Below are 19,102 nucleotides of genomic sequence, written 5' to 3'. Positions count from 1 at the left end.
TATCAGCATGACAACCCTATCCAGATTCATTCGTACCGCAGTCGCAATGCTGGCCGTCCTGTTTGTCGTGGTTTCGCCGGGAATCGCCCTCGCACAAAGCTCGACGTATCCGGCGCTGCCAGCAGGTACTCCAGCGGGTGCTCCGACTGCGCCGACCACTCCGACGGGAACCACCGGCACCTCGTACACCCCGGGGGAAATCGGCGCGGGTAGTACCAGGGCGCTGTCCGCCATCACGTCGATGTTCAACGCCGTCATTGCGACGGCCGTCACCGCGAGCCAGCTTGTGAAGCCCGAAGCCGACAAACTCGCAGGGGGTCTGGCTGTCATCACGCTCGTGCTGGCCTTCGCGAGGTATGCCGCGACGCCGCATCCTACGATGGCATGGCTCGGCGTCTTCGAGGACCTCGGGATGCTGGGCATTTTTGCCTCGATCTATGTTGGCTATGCGACGTTTGCGCCAGGCTTCTATGGCTGGTTCGGAACGCTCGCCAACGATATTGCCGGGGCGGATGTCGCAAACGGAGCATCCGGACTCGGGGCCGCCGCGAGTGAGCTGTACGACGCCATTGTGAAGTCTCTGAACGGTGCGGCCTGGTACGAATACATCAAGGCATTGTTGATGGTCGGTCCTTTGTTGATTGCGTACGTGGTCCTGATGATCACGTCGCTGGTCTTCGCGTATTTCTCCAGCATTGGCCAGCTTCAGGCGGCCGCCGGGATCGTGATGGGGCAGATTGCGGTTGCGCTGGGTTTCTCACCCTTCACGCGGGGCTATTTCAAATCGTGGCTCGACTACATGGTCAGTGCGAGCATGTACACCGTAGTGGCCGCGATCCTCATGAAACTGGTATCCGGATCGCTTTTGAAAGCGATTGCGGCGGGTACCGGGGTTGGGCTCAGTACGCCCGAGGGTGCGACCTATGTTATGGATCTGTCGATCTTTGTGTTCCTGCTCTCCTTCGAGATCCCGAAGATCGCCGGGATGTTCGGCGGTGGCGCCAATGCTTCTGGCTCGGCCCTTGGCAAGGTGGCGAAGATCGTAAGCGGGGGGCTGCTGTGAGTGGCGTGACCCTGCATCAGCCGCTGCCGGCCGCGGAGCTGCTCGCGCAGACACAGAACCAGCGGCGTATTGACCTGATCCGCCAGTGTGCGAACGAGGCCCGCGAGAGCGAATTTGAGCGCCGGTGGCTGGCAGTGCTCGAGCGCTGCGCGCAGTGGTTTTCGACCGTCCCGCTAAACGCGGACCTCTACCGCGAGCCCGGCGGGGCGTTCCGCTTCACGGTGGAGACGGCGTTCTATGCGATGCGCCTCGCCGGCGGCCAGAAATTCGGTGCGACCCTGTCCTCGGAGCAGCGTCGCCGGATCGAACCGCAATACAACCACGCAGTATTTCTGGCTGCGGTGTGCTCGGGTCTGGACGAACCGTACCGGCACTTCGAAATCGTTCGCGAGCGCGATCAGGCTGAGTGGAATCCGTCGGCGCATGGCGGTGCGGCCGCATGGCTGGGAGGGTCCCCCTACGTCGTACGTCGGCGCGCCGCGCCTTTCGCAATCGAGCGGATGAGAACGGCGATGCTCGCGCAGATGCTGATCGGACAGGAATTACTGGCTGGCCTGGATGCGGCCGTGCTCTCGGAGATGCTTGGCGCGATCAATCCCAGTCCCCGGCCGGACGGCGCCGAGTCGCTCATCCATAAGGTGGTGCGGCACGCCATCGAGGTGGCGGCAGACTTTGACCGTAAGGCGCAGCGACAGGTGTTTGAGCCCGTCGCGTTTTCGGTACCGTCCGCAGTTCATGTCGCGGCCGCCGTACAGCCAGCCACGGCGCCGATTGCACCTGCACCTGTGACGCCTTCGACTGGCGCAAGCGTGGCGCCGTCAGCCGGAGCGGCGGCGACGCACCCCCATGTCGCAACGCCTCCCGCAAGCACGGCGCAGGCCTTGCCCAGTTCGCCGCCCGTAGCAGATGGTACCGTTTCGGTGGAGATCGCCGGTTCCGTTCAGAGTCAACCGGTGGGAGACATCGACACGACGCCCCGCTCGCCCGTTGTCGCACCGGATCTGGCGGAAGCCGCGCCGGGCGTCGACCAGCTGGGGCTACCGTTTCTCTCCGACGATCCGGCCAAGCTCGCCGCGGCACGACCGGCCTCGATCAATCCTGCTGATGTTCCGACCGCCACACGCGAACGTCAGGCCGATTCAGACGATTTCGCCACGGTGCTCAAGGACGTGCCGAACATGATCCGCGAACTGTTCAGGGTGCTGCGCGAGGACGTAGCGGCCGGCAAGGCAGCGGTCAGGTGGGATGAGCAGGGGCTCGTGGTTTCCAAGCGTCTCGTTGGCTCTTACGGTGTAGCGAGCGACACGCTCGTTGAACACCTTCGCAAGCGCAGCCTGCTGGTCTCGAACGGCAACGGGGAAATCATTTTTGGGCCGCGCGCCGGTGAACTCATTCTCGCCAGGGGTAGCTCATGAACAGCTATATCAACCACTTCCGCCCGATCTTCGAGGTTCGTGCCGCCGCGCTCTGGCTCGCCGCGATTGCCGTCTTGCCGTTCTCGGGCATGCCGTACTGGTGGGCGTTTGTCCTCGTCGCGCTTCTCGCATTGTTACTGCGCAGCACCCAGGTATGGCGGGCGCTCAAGTTTCGCATGGCCATTTCCACCAAATGGCTGACAACGCTCGACGTGCAAAAGCTGCTGTCGATCCAGCAGCGCATGCGCACCGAAGTCAACTCGATGTATCTTGGCATTGGCTATGAGTGGACGCAGAAGCACAGCCAGATTGCGCACGACATCATGCGCATGCCGTCGACGGACATTCCCGGCATGCCGAAATGGCTTTCGAAAACCCGAACCGGGCGCAAGCTTGAAGACGTGATCGAATCCATTTTTGCGCCTGATGACAGCATCCGCGATCGTATGCCGCAGGGCTCGTCGTGGCTCCACGGACTGGAGCCGAAAAAAGGACTCGTCCCGTTTCACTACAAGGCGATGGGAGGTCACACGCTGGTGGGTGGCACGACCGGCGCCGGCAAGACCCGCACTTATGAGGTGATCTCAACCCAGGTGATCCATCTCGGGGACGTGCTGATCATCGTCGACCCCAGGAATGATGCCGAGTGGAAGCGGCGCGTCGAGAAGGAGTGCGCACGCGCGGGCCGCAAGTTCCTCTATTTCAATCAGGCCAAACCTTCCGGGTCGATCCGTCTGAACCCGATCGAGAACTGGTCGCAGCCTTCGGAAATTCCGAGCCGTATTGCACAGCTGATGGAGGAGGGGCCGTTCCGCGATTTCGCGTTCCTGTTCATCGACCGCGCCGTGAAGGGCGAGCTGTATATCGGTGACAAGCCGACGTTGCGCTCGATCCTCAAGTACGCACAGTCAGGCATCACCACGTTGCTGGACAAGGCGCTCGACCGCTATTTCCGGCTGAACGGTCTTGAGGACTGGGAAACGCAGGTTGCAACCGAGCTGACGAAGCTCGGCCAGAAGCCGGGCGCGTCGCGCGTCGATGGGATGGTAGCGCTCTATAACTCGCGTTTCGCGGTGTTCGACAAGGGACACGAAACGATCGACGGCCTGATCGCGACGCACGTGCACGATCGCGAGCACTACATGCGCATCATCGCCTCGGCGCTGCCGCTCCTGCAGATGCTGGCCACCGGCGAGACCGGCCTGATGCTTGCACCGAAGGTAGACGACTTCGAGGACGAGCGCGAGATCTGGGACATCGACAAGATCATCAAGCAGAAGGCCGTCCTGTACATGGGGCTCGATTCGTTGTCGAACAGCATCGTGCAGAAGGCGATCGCCTCAATGATCCTGTCCGACGTCGCGGCCGTGTGCGGGTCGATCTACAACTTCTACGACGCGCCGCCCGAAGTGGTGCTGATCATCGATGAGATCGCCGAAGCAATCAACGAGCAGGTGATCCAGGTGCTCAACAAGGGGCGCGGAGCGGGCTTCAAGGCATTCGTCGCATTCCAGGCGCGTGCCGACCTTGAGGCGCGGCTCGGAAATGCCGCAAAAATGCTGCAGGTTTTGGGCAATCTGAACAACCAGATCGTCTTACGCTTGGAGGACAGTGACACGGCAAAGTGGTTCTCCGAAAAGGTAGGGGAGACCGCGATCCGAAACCTCGTGACGAGCAGTTCAACGAGTACGGGTAGCGAGGCGCACATAGGCGAATTCACTGGAGGCGTCTCACGCTCGCTACAACTGGAGAAAGTACCGCTCATTCCAACTGATCTGATTCACAGACTGCCGAACCTGCAATATTTCATGCGCATCTCCGGTGGTGCTGTCTATCAGGGCCGCATTCCAATCCTTCAAGGCTGAAAACCAACGCATGTCCGCCGTATTCAAGAAAGTCATCCGCGACTACAAGCTGTCCACCCGCCTGGTACCGGTGTTCACGCTCGCGCCTGAGCTCGAGCTTGCATGCTCGCGCGTGGCTGAATTCGTTGGCGAGAGATTCATGGGCGCGCAGGAGCCGCTTGTCAAAGAGATGCTGACGTCCGCGCTCGCCGGGTTCAAGCGCGTGCGCAAGACAGGCGATTCGCACATCGCATTCATGCAGGGGCTTTTCGAGCATGCCCATCTGCTCTATGCAAAGCGCTATGTCGCGCGACAGGGCGAGCGGTATCACGTGTGGTCACCGATGTTCGAGCCAGTTCCGGTCTTCGAGGCACGCTATGCGGAGCTTGAAACCGGGATGGTCGATGAGCGGTGCCCCGAACACATCACGCAGCGCTCGGCCGCCATGCAGCTCGCAGCGCGCGCACTGACCGGCGAAAACTTCCGCATGTACTTCGAGGACTACGATGTCGCCCACTGCTTTTCTGATAGCGAAGCTGACGCGGGTTGACCCGGTCACGGTGCGGCGCGCGATCTCGACGGCGCGATCGCAGGATGAACCAGACGCACCGCCACCGGCAGAGTTTGCAACGGGGCCGGGCGCGATGGTGTACGCGATGGCCATGTTTGCATTGCGCCGGCCCCTGCAGTTCTACGTTGGCCTGTCTGGTCTTGCCGTGTTTCCGGTCTATCTGCTGACGCGGCTCGCGGAGCACTTTTATGGCCAGTAGCCGGTTCTTTGGGCACGTCAAATGGTGGTTCTTCACCGTGCCGATCATGGCCGTGTGCGTCATGCCAGTTATTCCATCGCCGGAGCTTTTCGAGGTGCCCGAAACCGAAGTGCAATCGGTGACGGCGACGCTCGGGCAGGCGCGCGCGGACGAGGCGACTGAACATGCCAACGCGCTGTTCAAGGACACGTTCGTTGAGACCGGACTCGTACGCAAGACGCTTCAGGCAACCGCAACCTCCGATATCGGTGACGCCGGTGCAAATGACTTCGCGCGGACCTGGGTGAAGCACTTCTGGATGCTTGTGTACCGGGCAACCTACCGCCTCACGGTCATGAAGCTCTGGCTGATCGGAACCCTCGCGTTCGGCGCTGCAGCATTTGTCGACGGCACGGTGCGACGGAAGATCAAGGCTGCTGCTGCCGGCTTTGCCAGTCCGCTGTCATTCCATCTGGCCGCGCACGGCATCCTGCTGATCTTCGGCGTCACGTTCGCCGTGCTGATCGTGCCTGTCGCGGTCCTCGCACAGTATTGGGTGGGCGTGTCTGTGGTTCTCTCGATGCTGCTGTGGCGGGCCGCATCGTCGTACCAGTAGATTGCAATCTGTTCGCATCACCAGTGACCACAAGGGAGGAATCTGAATGAACGGATTTGTCACGCAGCAACGCGCGCAGCGCTTCTGGCATGCCGTGCAGCGCTTCGGATTGACGAACGGGGACCTCTGTCCGTCATGGTTGCGATTCCTGCTGCCGCCGTGTGCCTGATGGTCGCCATGAACGGTCATTGCGCGACGGTAACGGCCGATCTGCATTCAGCGCTAGCTCTGGCTGGCGAAGTCGGCAGAACCGTGCAACAGGGATTTCGCGCCGCAATACCTTTCGGGTTTTGACCGTCATGGGGCTGGGTCTGAGGCCTGACCATTGTCGCTAACCATTTTGAGTGAGGTAAGTCATGCAAGGTATTCTTCAGCGGGGCTTGCCCGCCTGGCGCGCAGCGCGACACGTCGCATTCTGGGCGAAGTGGGCCTTCTACGTCATTTTCGTGATTCCGAGCGTGGTCTTCTGTGCAGTACTCGCGTACACCAGCTACTTCTCGTTTGCCACCATCCCGCGCGAAATATTCCAGTACGCGTCCGAGGCGGCGCAACGCCCCGCTGCGCCACCAGGCTATCTGATGGTTCGCAGCTGCGAGGATCCGAAACCGGTGCTGACAGGATCAGTCGCACTGCCTTCCACGACCTGCAAGACGTGGGGTCTGGAGAAGCGCTCAATTGATTCGTTGGCGAGATCTGTGCAGCAGCAGTTGTGGGAGCTGTACCTGATGACGGTGTTCATGAGTGTTGGGGCCGTGTTTGGTTTCGGCACCTTCTCCTCCAGCCGCAGCCGCTTCAAGGCATCGAGCGCGGCTTACCGGACCGCCGCTGCGTGATCCGAATCTTCCAGTAAGGATTTCCGTCGAAAAGCTACACGAAAACCAGCATCATTTCGGAAAAGTGCCCGTAACCGGTTACGGGCACGATCCAGCCGCCCGCAAGTCGTCATCTTCTCCCGCGTAGCTCCCCGTTACGATCAGCGACCGGCCACCAGTCGTCATTGTTCTCCCTTCCCGATTAACGTCTTAATGCGTTGGGCCTGCCCCGGCACTCTTGTTCGCGTCCGCTCTGCGTTCGCGCACGCTGACGATGCCACTTGGCGAAAGACGCCTGAAATGACCTAGGTTTCGCTCTGTCCGAGCATCATGAAGGCGGAACAATAGGTTCATGCCGCGCCGACGCGCGAGCGCCTTCGACAAGGACATCCATGAGCACGATCAACGAAGAAACGACAGTCGCAGAAGACACCAAGGTGGTCGCAAAGGGCGCTTCCGCGCCGGCCATTGCGCCATTGAACGGGGATACCCCGGCACCGGGCGGGCAGGGCACGCCCACGACCGATGGCGCTGATGATGGCGAGCTCGAGCGTGAACTCCAGCAGATGGAGGACGACGCTGCGACCCTTCAGAAAGAAGGAATGATCAGCGAGTCCGAAGCGCAGGAAAAGCGCGAGCAGGTCGCACGTACACGCAAACTGTTCCGCGACCTGCCGCCGGCCGAGCGCGCCGCGATCGTTCGCCGCCGCCGCGGAATTGGCCGTCAGCTGCTCGACCGGCAACTTTCTGGCGCCGCAATCGTGCCTGCCGCGGTGCGTCTGAACCATACGCGACTCAAGCCGCTTTTCGAACAATGGTGGCCGTACCTGAACCGCATGAGCATCAACATGCAGCGCTTCGGTCGTTCGACGTTCAGCGCGCAGGACCAGGGCGCTGTTACCGACTGGTTTGAAAAGCAGGTTGGCGAGCTTGAGGCCTACGTCAACGAACAGTTTGAAGTAGCTGAAGGTTTCCGCACGCGCTCAGAGATCGAAATGAAGTCCCGGGGGGAAATCGTCTTCAGCCCGACGGTTACGTTGCCCTCGCTCGACATCGAGGTCGAAACGTATTCGCGGTTCTCGATGCGCCTGCTGTCGATCGTCATGAAGTTCGACCGGGTAATGGACCACCTCGATTTTCTGGTGTGGAACGGCATCCGTGACCAGTCGGACGTCGACGAGGAAACCGCGCGCTTCCTGCGTAAGTTCCACCCGGTGGGCGTGCGCGGATACATGACGCACCTGCGCCTCATGACAACGGTGCGCGGTCGATAGGCCCCTATCATGCTCGATGGCCTGAACCCGCAGCAACGTGAGGTTGCCGAAACCCGTCGCCATTGTCTGGCAGTCGCCGGCCCTGGCGCGGGCAAAACCAAGACGATTGCGACCAAGGTCGCGCTGCTGCTTTCGGATCCAGAGTCGCTGGTGGGTGCCGTGACGTTCAGCAAGGATGCGGCCGTGGAGATGCGTCACCGCATCCTGAAGCTATCCAGTCCGGACGCAAAGCGCCGCCTTGTTGATGGCACGTTTCACTCGTTGGCATTCAGGCAACTGAGGAAGCCTGGAGGTGCGAAGTGCGATATCGCATCGGACGGCGACAGAACGGGCCTGCTCGCGCGGGTGCTGGCCGAGCACGGCTTCAACTGGAAAGTCGAAGAAGCCGTGCCCGTCATCGAAAAGATCAAGACCAACTTCGGCAGGGTCACGGCAGGTACACAGGAGGCGGTGCTCTACAACGCATACCAGCAGGCGCTGGAGCGCAATGGAAAGATCGACTTCCAGGACATGCTCCGGTTATCGGTCGCGGGAATGGAATCCGGCGATATCAAGCCCTACGCGTTCACAGATCTGATTGTCGATGAGTTTCAGGACACTGATCCTCTTCAGTACCGCTGGGTAGAGTTGCACGCGATGTCGGGTGCCCACGTCACGGTGGTAGGCGACGATGATCAGAGCATCTACGGCTTCCGGGCGGCACTTGGCTTCCGTGGGATGGAAAACTTCGCCTCGTCGTTTGAAGCTCGCAGGGTGGTATTGGGCAGCAACTACCGTTGCCGTGACGAGATCCTGAGCGCTGCAGATCGGGTAATCCGGAATAACGTCGATCGCATCCCAAAGCGTCTCGTCGCCGAGCGCGGTGCAGGCGGAGCCGTGCAGTCGCAGCGGTTTGACGACGAGTACGCTGACGCCGTGGCCGCTGTCGAGGCACTGCAGCCGAAACTCGCTGCGGGGCAATCGTGCGCGATTCTCGCGCGCACGAATCGCATACTGGATCCGATTGAATCGGTCTGCCGGTCGCACGGCGTGAACTATTACCGCGCCTCGGGCCAGTCGGTACTGAACCGTCCGCAGGGCGCGTTAATGTGCAATCTGCTCGAGATAGTGCAGGGTACGAAGCACAACGGACTGGATGCTGTACTCGCCCACAGTGGGATGAGTACGGGCGACCTGAGCGCCATTCACAGGTTGATGGGTGCAACGCTGGTGCAGCAGCAAAAGAAGGAACTGGTTGCGATCGGCTTGTCCGAAGACACCGCCACCGCATACCGCGGGTTCATGAAGCGGCTGTCGGAGTGGCAGGCTCTGACTTCGCGCCAGGCCTACTCTCTGGCGCTTGAGGGTGTGCTCGAATGGATGCTTGGGTACGCAAAGGGTGACACCGCGATCCGGGCGATCCAGGCGACCTATGACGTCATCTCGCGGCTCAACGGACCATTCAACGACCGGATCGAGTTCCTTGAGCGCGACAATAACAAACCTGTCGAAGGCGCGCTCATTCTCACGACGATGCACAGTTCAAAAGGGCTGGAGTGGGATCACGTATGGATCACTCGCGCCGAAGAGGGGGTGGTGCCCGACGAAAAGAGTCCTGAGTCCGAAGAGCGTCGCCTGTTCTACGTAGCCATGACTCGTGCACGCGACAGTCTGGTGATCTCAACAATTCGAAAGAATCCGGTGTCGAGATTCGTAATCGAGTCCGAGCGCAGCTAGGTTTCAGGTCGAGTGGTCGACGGAGGCAAACGGCGCGGTCTTCCCCAGTGTCGCCTCTGTCAGGTTATTAGCTCGCCTGGGCCTCCTTGCACGAGGCAGTAACCGGCCATGAGCGGCCAGTCGACTCCGCCGCCCGAATCGCTGACAATCTCAACCGTGAGATTGTCGTGTAATCGATTTGCATTTGCCCGAGTGCCCCTATGACTACAGAGTTGAACCCTCTCCGGATTCGGCCTACCACCGAAGAAGACTGGGAAATCTTGAAGACGATTCGGCTTGCCGCGCTGCTTGACAGCCCAACGGCCTTTGGGTTGAGTTACGCAACCGCCGCTTCGTATAGGATCGGTAATGGTGGGGTATCTTGCGCTAGAGGATGAGATCGACGAAGTTCATTTGTCGTTGTTACTTCTGCAACCGGAATATCGCAGTCGCGGGATTGGTCGGCAAGTGATGCAAACGTTGTTGTCTCGCGCATCCGAGTCCGGCCGGCCATTGATGCTGTCTTGTTTTTTGTGCAATCAAGGGGCAATGCGGTTCTATCAGAATCTCGGCTTCTGCGTCGCGACAAAAGATGAGCACTTTGTGACGTATCGATCTCCCGTATCCTAATTGAACAACCGAGGCCTGGCTTCAGATAAATTGTCCCGCAGGCCGATTCGCGTGCTGCTGATCACAGCATTTTGTGTTCATCGCGTGAGACAGCAGCCGGCCACGAAGGGACACTCGACCTCGTCACATAGATCGTTCAATTCGACGGAAGTAGGCGTCAAGCGCGCTTGGCCGTCAACAGCTTGATACCAAGAGCGAAAAAGACCACTCCGCTGCTGCGTTTCACTGGCCCTACCCATCGGTTGCTCCCAAGCCCGTTGTGAATTCCACGGACGCTCACCGAGTAGATCGTGTGCACAAGCGCCACGATTACAGCCACGGTCAAATACATGACGATGAACTGCTCGGGCAACGGACGGTCATGTGTGATGAACTGTGGCATGAAGGCTGAAAGGAAAATAAGTGTCTTGGGGTTGCTGCCCGAAACCAGAATCGCTTCCCGAAAAATCTTTCCTTTGTTCAATACGTGCGCAAACTGCGCGTTGGCAGAAGGAGTCGGCTTAGGTGCCTGACTTCTCAACTGCTTCAGGCCGAGGTACATGAGATAGACCGCACCGACGACTTTCATGCCGACGAACAGCGGCGGCATCGCAGCCAGCACAGCGCCCACGCCCAGTGCGACAAGCACGACCACCGCCAACTGAGCCAGCAGGTTCCCGGCAATGGTGGAAGCGGTCCCCCGGCTTCCGTACCTGACCGTGTTACGGATGACGAGTAGAACGTTGGGACCGGGTGAAATTGTAGTGACGAGATATGCCGTTGCGAAAAGAACCCAAGTATGAAAGGACATTCGTTGTTCGCTCAGTTGTTGGAAGGCTTGAAGACGTCAGCTTGATTTTGCCATGATTGTCTGACTGAGCGGGTTCAAAGTCTCCGGCGAGTCGAATGCAGAGGCAGCGGATCGAACGACTGCTATGGGAAACAGCGACTGGCTGATGTGGGTCGGCTACGGTCCTCCACGTCGGTCGGTAGTCGGGCCAATTGGAGCCGTTCAACTCAAATTCCGGCGTGTCCGCTTATAGGCCGACATAAGTCACTGCCATTCCCGCGCGCCTGCCCACCATGCAGACTCCGGCCTTAACTGTCAGAAGCCAGAATCTTGGGAGTGGTCTCAATGTGCGTGGGTCGTGGCGTTCTAATTCCGTACAGGCATATCACGCTGCCGCACAGCAGGAGCGCCGCGGCGGTCATGATGGAAAGATGCATGCCTTGCATAAATCCATCATGACTGGTATCGCGTACGAAAAAACCGAACACCGCTACCCCTAACATGCCGCCTACCTGCCTCGCTGAGTTGAGTATTCCCGACGCGACACCGGAGCGGGAGGCATCTACGGATGACAGTGTGACGTTTGTCACGGTTGGCACCATTAGGGCAATGCCGCTTGCGGCAACGAGCATTGGCAGGACCAGCATCCAGTACGAACCGTTTATGCTGACCGGCATGAGAAGCAGATAACCCGACGCGGCAATCACCATGCCGGCAACCATGAGTTTTTTTGCACCGATTCGGTTGAGCAGTCGGCCTGCCAGGATGTTCACGCCCATCAGAACAACTGTCATCGGCAAAAATGCGAGGCCGGTCCATTGAGCTGATAGGTTCTGCTCTATTTGAAAGAAGAGACTGAAAACAAAGATCAAACCGTAGTAAGCAAAGTTCACGATCACGCCGGCGGCTGATGCCACAGAGAACGTAGCCGTTCGAAACAGCGACAATGGGAGCATCGGCTGCGTGCTTTGTGACTCTAGCCAGAGAAAAGCCAGGGTGGCAACAAGTGAAAGCAGCAGCGCACCATAGACCAAAGGGTGACGCCATCCAAGCCGGGCGGCTTCTGTAAGGCACACGGTCAAAGCTACCAACGCGACAATAGCCGCCAGTTGGCCTGGAAGATCGATGCTTCGGCTATGCGTAGATACGGCGGCTGCAGCGTGACGGAGAGTAAGTGTCAGGCCCGCGACGCCGATCGGCAAGTTAATCAGGAAAATGCTGCGCCAACCCACGTGCGATACCAGGAGGCCGCCCAAGACCGGTCCAGCCGCAAGCGCAATTCCTCCCGCCGCGCCCCACCAGCCCACAGCGCGGCTTCTTTGCTGCGTATCCGGGAACGCCTGGCGCAGCATCGCCAGTGAATTGGGCACCAGCAGCGCGGCGCCAATGCCCTGTATGACGCGTGCGGCCACGAGAAGTGGCAATGAGTCGGCAATTCCACACCCAATCGATGCCAGCGTAAAGACTGCGAATCCTGCGGTGAAGATTCGCTTTGCGTCGAAGCGGTCGCCTAAGGCGCCCGTCGTGAGGAGTAACGACGCGAACGCGAGCGTGTAGGCATTGACAACCCATTGCAGGCCGGTCACGTCGGTGGCGAAGCGGGCTCGCAAGGCGTCGAGCGCAACGTTCACAACGCTGACATCAAGCAAAACGACGACAAAGCCCAGTCCTGCGGCGGCGAGAGCGCCGCGTTGATCACGGCTCATAGGCATGTTCATGTGGAATAAACCCTATCGGCTGAAGTAGCTCCGATGTTAGGCATATTGGCTTTGTGTGAATATTCCACATACCTGCACACCATCCTTGAGGAAATGCACAGATGTTCGATTGGGAAAACGTTCGCCATTTCTTGGCCGTCGCGCGCATCGGCACGTTGTCCGGCGCCGCTCGCAGCCTGAAGGTTGATCACGCGACGGTGAGCCGACACGTGAGCGCGCTGGAGGACGAAATCAAGACGCGATTGATCGAACGCCTTCCCAGGGCGTGCAAGCTCACTCCGATTGGCCAGCGTGTGTTCGAACTAGCGCAGGGAATGGAAGAAGATGCGTACGCGATTGAGCGATTCCTGGATGCCAGCCGCTCTCCGTTGAGCGTTAAGGTCTCGCTGAGCGCACCGCCGGTGCTAGTGGCCAACTTTCTGGTGAAGCATCTCGCGGACTTTCGACGCGTACATCCCGGCGTGCAGTTATCTGTTTCGGGCGAGGCGCGGCAGATTTCCCTCAGTCGAAGGGAGGCGGATGTCGCTCTGAGACTGGTTCGGCCTGAGGAAGGGACCAGCGTCGTGCGCAAGCTAGGGCGTATGTCGTTCGACCTATACGCCAGCAGGGACTATCCGCACCTGCACAATCCGTCTGCTTGGGAGTTCATCTCCTACGATGCCGGATTCGCGGACATGCCACAGCAAAAGTGGTTGATGAGCGTTGCCAACGGTAGACCGGTCGCTTGCGAAATCAGCGATATTAATGGCCATCTGGCAGCAACTCAGGCAGGTGCTGGCGTGGCTGGCCTACCAGGCTTCCTGGCGGATACCGATGCGAAGCTGCAGCGTGTTGCATACGACGGCGAACCGTTTTCGCGAGATATTTGGCTGGCCATCCATCGGGACCTACGCCGGTCACCGCAAGTACGGGCAGTCATGGATTTCTTGCTGAAGATCGTGAAGGAAAATCCCGCTTTCACGATAAGTGGTTAGAAAGCAAAGGTGCGTCCCCGCTTGCGCTCAACGAAACAGGCAGACTGCCAGCGCAAATAGCCTTGGCCGGAGCGATCTGGTTCGTGGCTGAACGGCTGATCTCGCGCAGAAAGCTGCCCATCAGCGGTATTTGCTGACCGGCCGAATTGGGTCGAGTTATGCCTTTTGCATCGAACGGGCAACCGAGATGATCGTCGTGCTCGGCGGTGGGGCGCTGGTCGGCCAGCAAGAGCCATTCGACAGAGAGACATAGATCGTCCACAATCCGACGGCACCAGCAGGCAAACAGGGGAAAAAATGCCGCTACGCTCGGAAGAAATTCAAATTGAATCAGAGCGGCTTTCGATTCGGCCGTTCTCGGCTGACGATGCTGACGCCACGTTCCACTGCATCACACCTTCACTTACTCGTTTCATGTCATGGGAGCCACCCGCTAGCAGAGGCGACTTTGATCGCGTCTGGCGGGGTTGGTTGCCGACCATAGCCGAGGGGACGGACTTTGTATTTGCAATCCGCCAACGAGATGACGGGAGTTTCCTTGGATTGGCCGGACTCCATCGTGTTCGGAACGCAAGCGCGGAATTAGGCATTTGGATTCGGGAGGACTTCCAAAAGCAAGGCTTTGGTCGTGACGCTGTGGGTCTTGTGGCGACGTGGGCAAGCTTCGCACTTGGCATCGAGAGCTTCACTTACCCAGTCGCTGAACAAAATTACCCGAGTCGCCGCATCGCCGAATCTCTTGGTGGTGTCGTCGTGGAGCGGCGCGAAACACCCAAATACATGTCCGTCATCTACCGAATACCTAACCAATCGGCGGTCGGCTAGGAGCGAAAGATGTGGTGTGGCAGGCGAGCTTCGGCCAGGAACGGAAGGTCGAGGAACGCGCCACGATCGTCGACAATCGACCCGAATTTCAGGGGACGATAGCTAGTCGGCCTTGAACAATTCGAAGCGCCTTGTACAACAAGGGTTTGAAGCGGAAAGTGGTTGATGCATTTGCAGGAACCTGGCAGATTACGGGTAGTTTCCTGCAAATTCTGTCGAGGTCTGGATGGGTCCGAAGACAGCGGTGAGCGAAGGCGATTTGTTTCGACATCCTCTGCGCGAGCAGATCAACCTGAAGCACCCGCTGGTACGTCTGGCCGATCTGATCAACTGGGATCGGCTGGGCGCTTCGATGAGTGAGAGCTTCGTTTCCGGCAAAGGGCGCCCTGCGACGTCACCGCGCCTGATTGCGGGTCTGCTCTACCTGCAACACGCCTTCGACCTGTCCGACGAAGATGTCGTCTGGCAATGGGTGGAAAATCCGTACTGGCAGGTGTTCACCGGCGAGACGTACCTGCAGACGGAGCCGCCAATCGACCCATCGAGCCTGACACGCTGGCGCAAGCGGCTGGGCGAAGCCGGAGTTGAAGAGTTGCTGGCCGAGACGATCGAGGCAGCAAAGCGTGCAGGCGTGATCAAGGCCTCGAGCGTGAAACGCGTAATCGTCGACACGACGGTCATGGAGAAGGCGATTGCGCATCCGACCGATTCACGCCTGCTCGAGCGGTGTCGCGAACACCTGGTGAAGGCAGCGGCACGGCACGGATTGAAGCTGCGGCAGAACTACAACCGCGAGGCACCACACCTGGCGCGTCAGATTGGCCGCTACGCCCATGCGAAGCAGTACAAGCGCATGAAGAAGGCCCTGCGCACATTGCGCTCGCGTGTGGGCCGGGTGATGCGCGACGTCGAGCGGCAACTGGACGCGGTGGCCGATTGCAGCCGCGCGGGATTGCAGGAACTGATTGGCCGCACGAAGCGGATTCTGTCGCAGAAGCCGAAGGACAAGAACAAGCTGTATGCGCTGCACGCGCCGGAAGTCGAGTGTCTGGCCAAGGGCAAAGCGCGCACGCCATACGAATTCGGCGTGAAGGTGTCGATCACGACGACTCACAAGGAAGGGCTCGTGGTGGGAATGCGCTCAATGCCGGGCAACCCATACGACGGCCACACGCTGGCTGAGGCGTTGGAGCAGGCGGCGATCCTCAGCGACGTCACGCCAGAAGTCGCCGTTGTGGACCGTGGTTACAAGGGCGTCGCGATTGATGGCGTGAAGGTCTATCACCCCGGCCTGCGGCGCGGCATCACACGTGGACTACGCGCGATGATCAAACGGAGAAGTGCAATCGAGCCTGCCATTGGCCACATGAAGGCGGACGGGAAGCTCAATCGGAACTGGCTCAAAGGCGCCTTGGGCGATGCGATCCATGCGGTGCTGTGCGGCGCTGGCTACAACCTGCGGAAGATCCTCAGGAAGCTGCGGCTTCTTTATGCCTTCATTCTTGCTGCTTTGCTTAACTTCAGCATCGCCGCCGACCTGATGGTGTGACGCCGGCGGCACAAAGGACGAATTGTTCAGGGCCGACTAGCTAGCTGAAAGGTCGGCGGCAAGCGAAAGCGAAGACTCATATAATCGGCCCGAAAAGCGAATTGCGGCTTGCTGCTCTCGCATTCGATTTGAACTACAAGTCCAATTCTGTCTCTCCCGAGAGGTTACATTTGTGATCGAAAAAACGGCTGTCATCCATCCGACCGCAGTTATTGAAGAAGGCGCTGCCATCGGCGCTCGCGTCCGCATTGGTCCGTATTGCTGCGTTGGCGGCGATGTCGAGATTGGCGAGGGCACCGTACTCAAGTCTCACGTCGTCGTAAGCGGGCACACCCGAATTGGCCGAGACAACATAGTCTATCCGTTCGCCACGATCGGAGAAGACAACCAGGACCTGAAGTACGCCGGAGAGCCGACTCTCGTGGAAGTAGGCGATCGCAACAGAATCCGGGAGAGTGTCACGATCCATCGCGGAACGGTCCAAGGCGGTGGCATTACCAAGGTCGGAAGCGACAACCTTCTGATGGTCAACGCTCACGTTGCCCACGACTGCACAATTGGCGACCATTGCGTCCTGGCAAACAACGCAACGCTCGGCGGTCACGTTATCGTGGATGACCACGTGATCATCGGCGGTATGTGCGCGGTCCATCAATTCTGCGTCATCGGGGCGCACGTTATGGTGGGAGGCTGTTCTGGCGTCGCGCAAGACGTGCCACCGTTTGTCATTGCCCAAGGCAATCACGCTTCACCGATCGGAGTGAATATCACTGGGCTACAACGCCGCGGCTTCAGCAAAGAAGCAATACAAGCGATTCGAAATGCATACAAGCTCCTCTACCGGAGCGGCAAGACCCTTGATGAAGTGAGGCCGGAGATCGCGGAAATTGCAACGGCTCACGCCGAAGTCAAGCCTTTCTACGAATTTCTTGCTCGCTCGACTCGCGGTTTAATTCGGTAAGGAACGGGGCACCTTGCGCTGGTCGCGTCGGGCGGCACGCGGCCACGAAGGGACGCTCGACTGGACTGCCTACGTCGTCGACAATTGGTCTTTCTTTCGCTGATAATCCCGCGCCCATGTTGAGAAGAAGAGCATTCACCACGTTTGTATGCATCGCTTTGTTCGCGGGCAACGCTGCTCCGGAAGAACCACAGAGGCCACCAGGACCGGTAATGATGGTCCATTTCGATTACTACCCCAAGGACGACGCGCGAATTCGCGTCCTGGAACATCGGCTGGAAAACGCGATAAAGCGAGCGGGTGTTGGCGAACTCGGAGAGACCGAATTTCACCTTGACGGCAATGATGGCTATTTGTATATGTACGGCCCCGATCCCGATCGACTGTATGTTGTGGTGAGTCCAGTCCTGAAATCATCCACGTTGATGACCAACGCTGAAGTCACGAAGTTCCATGGTTCACGCACGCAAACGTTCGTGATACACCGGGACGGCACGCGATAGCGACTCGACTTTCGAACTCCCGCACATCGTTCTCCAAAGCTCGCAATCGCGTAAGAATACGTCCGCACCCAAATCAACTACATTCCATCCAAACGAAGGAAAAGAGAAGTGATGAAATTGCGAACGCTTGCGTTAGCTGCGGCGATTGCCTCTGCGGGCACGTCGGTCAGTGCGCATACTGTATGTACTGCCGTTGCCGTTGCCGACGCAGCCAATGCCAAGATATTGTTGCAAGAAGGCGACTGTTCCACGCGCACGACCCCCGCGTCAACATTCAAGATCGCGATAAGCCTGATGGGCTTCGACGCAGGCTTTTTGAAAGATGCTCATACCCCCACCCTTCAGTACCGCGCAGGCTATCCGGACTGGGGCGGAGAGGCTTGGCGGCAGCCGACCGACCCAAGCAGGTGGATCAAATATTCGGTCGTGTGGTTCTCCCAACAAGTAACACGATCGTTGGGCATGGCGCGGTTTGCGAACTACACAAAGGAATTTGGTTTCGGCAACGCCGATGTCCGCGGTGATAGCAGGCACGACGGACTGACGCATGCGTGGATCGACTCGTCTCTTCAGATTTCTCCATTGGAGCAGGTGGCATTTCTGACAAAGTTAGTCAATCGCAAGTTGCCTGTTAGCGAGCATGCATTTGCCATGACGAGCGAAATCACCGAAGTTACCAAGCTATCCGACGGGTGGGATATTCATGGCAAGACTGGCACAGGGTTCCCTCAAAACGCTGACGGTTCAGACGATGAAGCCCACGGCTGGGGATGGTTTGTGGGCTGGGCGTCGCGAAACGGCAAGACTCTCGTCTTTGCGCGCCTTATACAGGACGACGGTGCACTACCGGGACAAGAGCCAGTTGGGCTACGCGCGCGTGATGCGTTCGTCGCTGATTTCCCTGACTCAATAGCTACGCTCGTGCGGAAAGGAGAATAGCACCCGTTGGCCGCTAAGACCATGCAACGCTCGTGACGCGGCCATCGACTGTCTGCAATGGGGGCGGTCGAGAGACTGGTTCGAGTCGCGTGTCGCCGAACATTGACAGGCAGGGGGCGGCCACTTTCGGACAGTCGACACTGACGCATGGATCGCTAACAATCTAGTCCGCATCAAGCGCAGGTACTACGCTGCGATGCATACGATCCTTGGAGAAAAAAATGAAAATCCGGTCGGTCATCGCGTACACCCTGTTTATCGGACTGATTTCGATTTTCCCCGTCGCTTTCGTCCTGTCCGGCGCCGTCTCTGATTCTTTTGCAAATGGTGCGCTTCGTGGCCGATTCGATCCTGTATGGATCGGGTTTGGCGTCGCCACCTTCGTTGTCGCCGCGATCTATATGCTGACTCGAATGTTGGTAAAACGGGTAAATTCGAGCAGGCGGATTAGCAAGCGCCAAATGATCGGTTTCCTGCTCTTTGTCTTCGCGTATCTCGTCTTTTCCGGATGGATGCTAACGGACGCTGGTGAACGACTACTCGTCCGAATCACGTCCCACGAAAGCCGCTATTACCTGACATCTGCGCAGCCAATGTTGAGGAAATGCCAACACCCCGTGACGTGGTATGACCGTCAAGTCGATGGCATGGTATTTACCTGCTCGACATTTGGTAGTCCCCCCGCTTTTAACGGAGTTCAGAAGTAGAGGTCATGCCGCGATGGGCAACTTCTGTTTCGGCGGTACGCCGCCAATGGCCGTGTTCG

Annotated in this window: 19 protein-coding genes; 17 read left to right on the top strand and 2 right to left on the bottom strand. The window is 58.9% G+C overall.

Annotated elements, in window-relative coordinates:
• Positions 1-7: 7 nt before the first annotated feature.
• The 10 genes from P3T43_RS30415 to P3T43_RS30370 all read left to right on the top strand — a co-directional run bounded on the left by P3T43_RS30415 (position 8) and on the right by P3T43_RS30370 (position 10,098).
• Positions 8-1,063: a type IV secretion system protein gene (locus tag P3T43_RS30415; RefSeq protein WP_429284704.1), complete on the top strand. Its 1,056-nt coding sequence runs from the start codon at positions 8-10 to the stop codon at positions 1,061-1,063.
• Complete coding sequence (locus tag P3T43_RS30410; RefSeq protein WP_429284703.1) at positions 1,060-2,478, top strand: TraI domain-containing protein; 1,419 nt, start codon at positions 1,060-1,062, stop codon at positions 2,476-2,478. Before P3T43_RS30415 ends, P3T43_RS30410 begins: the two co-directional genes overlap by 4 nt.
• A complete protein-coding gene (gene traD / locus P3T43_RS30405) occupies positions 2,475-4,343 on the top strand; it encodes a conjugative transfer system coupling protein TraD (protein WP_429284702.1) in 1,869 nt (622 codons plus the stop codon). The genes P3T43_RS30410 and traD overlap by 4 nt, the downstream gene beginning before the upstream one ends.
• Before the next feature lie 10 nt (positions 4,344-4,353).
• Entirely contained in the window at positions 4,354-4,872 is a 519-nt protein-coding gene (locus tag P3T43_RS30400) for a hypothetical protein (RefSeq protein WP_429284701.1), read from the top strand.
• The gene (locus tag P3T43_RS30395; RefSeq protein ID WP_429284700.1) at positions 4,829-5,092 is read left to right on the top strand and encodes a hypothetical protein; all 264 of its coding nucleotides are present in this window, start codon (positions 4,829-4,831) and stop codon (positions 5,090-5,092) included. Before P3T43_RS30400 ends, P3T43_RS30395 begins: the two co-directional genes overlap by 44 nt.
• Entirely contained in the window at positions 5,082-5,687 is a 606-nt protein-coding gene (locus P3T43_RS30390; protein WP_429284699.1) for a DUF4400 domain-containing protein, read from the top strand. The genes P3T43_RS30395 and P3T43_RS30390 overlap by 11 nt, the downstream gene beginning before the upstream one ends.
• 356 nt (positions 5,688-6,043) lie before the next feature.
• On the top strand, positions 6,044-6,520 hold the full coding sequence (locus P3T43_RS30385) for a hypothetical protein (RefSeq protein WP_429284698.1): 477 nt from the start codon (positions 6,044-6,046) through the stop codon (positions 6,518-6,520).
• A 371-nt stretch (positions 6,521-6,891) separates the two neighbouring features.
• Complete coding sequence (locus tag P3T43_RS30380; RefSeq protein WP_429284697.1) at positions 6,892-7,773, top strand: ATPase; 882 nt, start codon at positions 6,892-6,894, stop codon at positions 7,771-7,773.
• Positions 7,774-7,782: 9 nt separating this feature from the next.
• Positions 7,783-9,489: an ATP-dependent helicase gene (locus P3T43_RS30375; RefSeq protein ID WP_429284696.1), complete on the top strand. Its 1,707-nt coding sequence runs from the start codon at positions 7,783-7,785 to the stop codon at positions 9,487-9,489.
• A gap of 348 nt (positions 9,490-9,837) precedes the next feature.
• On the top strand, positions 9,838-10,098 hold the full coding sequence (locus P3T43_RS30370) for a GNAT family N-acetyltransferase (RefSeq protein ID WP_429284695.1): 261 nt from the start codon (positions 9,838-9,840) through the stop codon (positions 10,096-10,098).
• Positions 10,099-10,255: 157 nt separating this feature from the next.
• On the opposite strand, the gene P3T43_RS30365 is transcribed toward P3T43_RS30370, so the two are convergent.
• Positions 10,256-10,888 carry a LysE family translocator gene (locus P3T43_RS30365; RefSeq protein ID WP_429284694.1) on the bottom strand — a complete coding sequence of 211 codons (633 nt, stop codon included), beginning with the start codon at positions 10,886-10,888 and terminating at the stop codon, positions 10,256-10,258.
• 287 nt (positions 10,889-11,175) lie between these two features.
• Positions 11,176-12,573 (bottom strand): MFS transporter, encoded by a 1,398-nt coding sequence (locus tag P3T43_RS30360; protein WP_429284693.1) that lies wholly within the window; start codon positions 12,571-12,573, stop codon positions 11,176-11,178.
• A 113-nt stretch (positions 12,574-12,686) separates the two neighbouring features.
• Between P3T43_RS30360 and P3T43_RS30355 the strand changes: the two genes are divergently transcribed.
• The 7 genes from P3T43_RS30355 to P3T43_RS30325 all read left to right on the top strand — a co-directional run bounded on the left by P3T43_RS30355 (position 12,687) and on the right by P3T43_RS30325 (position 19,043).
• Entirely contained in the window at positions 12,687-13,559 is an 873-nt protein-coding gene (locus P3T43_RS30355) for a LysR family transcriptional regulator (RefSeq protein ID WP_429284692.1), read from the top strand.
• Positions 13,560-13,856: 297 nt separating this feature from the next.
• Complete coding sequence (locus tag P3T43_RS30350) at positions 13,857-14,384, top strand: GNAT family N-acetyltransferase (RefSeq protein ID WP_429284691.1); 528 nt, start codon at positions 13,857-13,859, stop codon at positions 14,382-14,384.
• 226 nt (positions 14,385-14,610) lie between these two features.
• Positions 14,611-15,933 (top strand): IS5 family transposase, encoded by a 1,323-nt coding sequence (locus tag P3T43_RS30345; protein WP_429284690.1) that lies wholly within the window; start codon positions 14,611-14,613, stop codon positions 15,931-15,933.
• A gap of 172 nt (positions 15,934-16,105) precedes the next feature.
• A complete protein-coding gene (gene lpxA, locus P3T43_RS30340; protein WP_429284689.1) occupies positions 16,106-16,894 on the top strand; it encodes an acyl-ACP--UDP-N-acetylglucosamine O-acyltransferase in 789 nt (262 codons plus the stop codon).
• Between the two features lie 212 nt (positions 16,895-17,106).
• Positions 17,107-17,397 (top strand): hypothetical protein, encoded by a 291-nt coding sequence (locus tag P3T43_RS30335; protein ID WP_429284688.1) that lies wholly within the window; start codon positions 17,107-17,109, stop codon positions 17,395-17,397.
• Between the two features lie 111 nt (positions 17,398-17,508).
• The gene (blaOXA, locus tag P3T43_RS30330; protein ID WP_429284687.1) at positions 17,509-18,336 is read left to right on the top strand and encodes a class D beta-lactamase; all 828 of its coding nucleotides are present in this window, start codon (positions 17,509-17,511) and stop codon (positions 18,334-18,336) included.
• 221 nt (positions 18,337-18,557) lie between these two features.
• Complete coding sequence (locus P3T43_RS30325) at positions 18,558-19,043, top strand: hypothetical protein (RefSeq protein WP_429284686.1); 486 nt, start codon at positions 18,558-18,560, stop codon at positions 19,041-19,043.
• Positions 19,044-19,102 lie beyond the last annotated feature (59 nt).

Origin of the sequence: Paraburkholderia sp. GAS41 (genome assembly GCF_050436545.1) — a bacterium.
GTDB lineage: Bacteria > Pseudomonadota > Gammaproteobacteria > Burkholderiales > Burkholderiaceae > Paraburkholderia.
The sequence above is the reverse complement of the archived record's forward strand: the minus strand, read 5'-3'. Positions and strand labels throughout refer to the sequence as shown.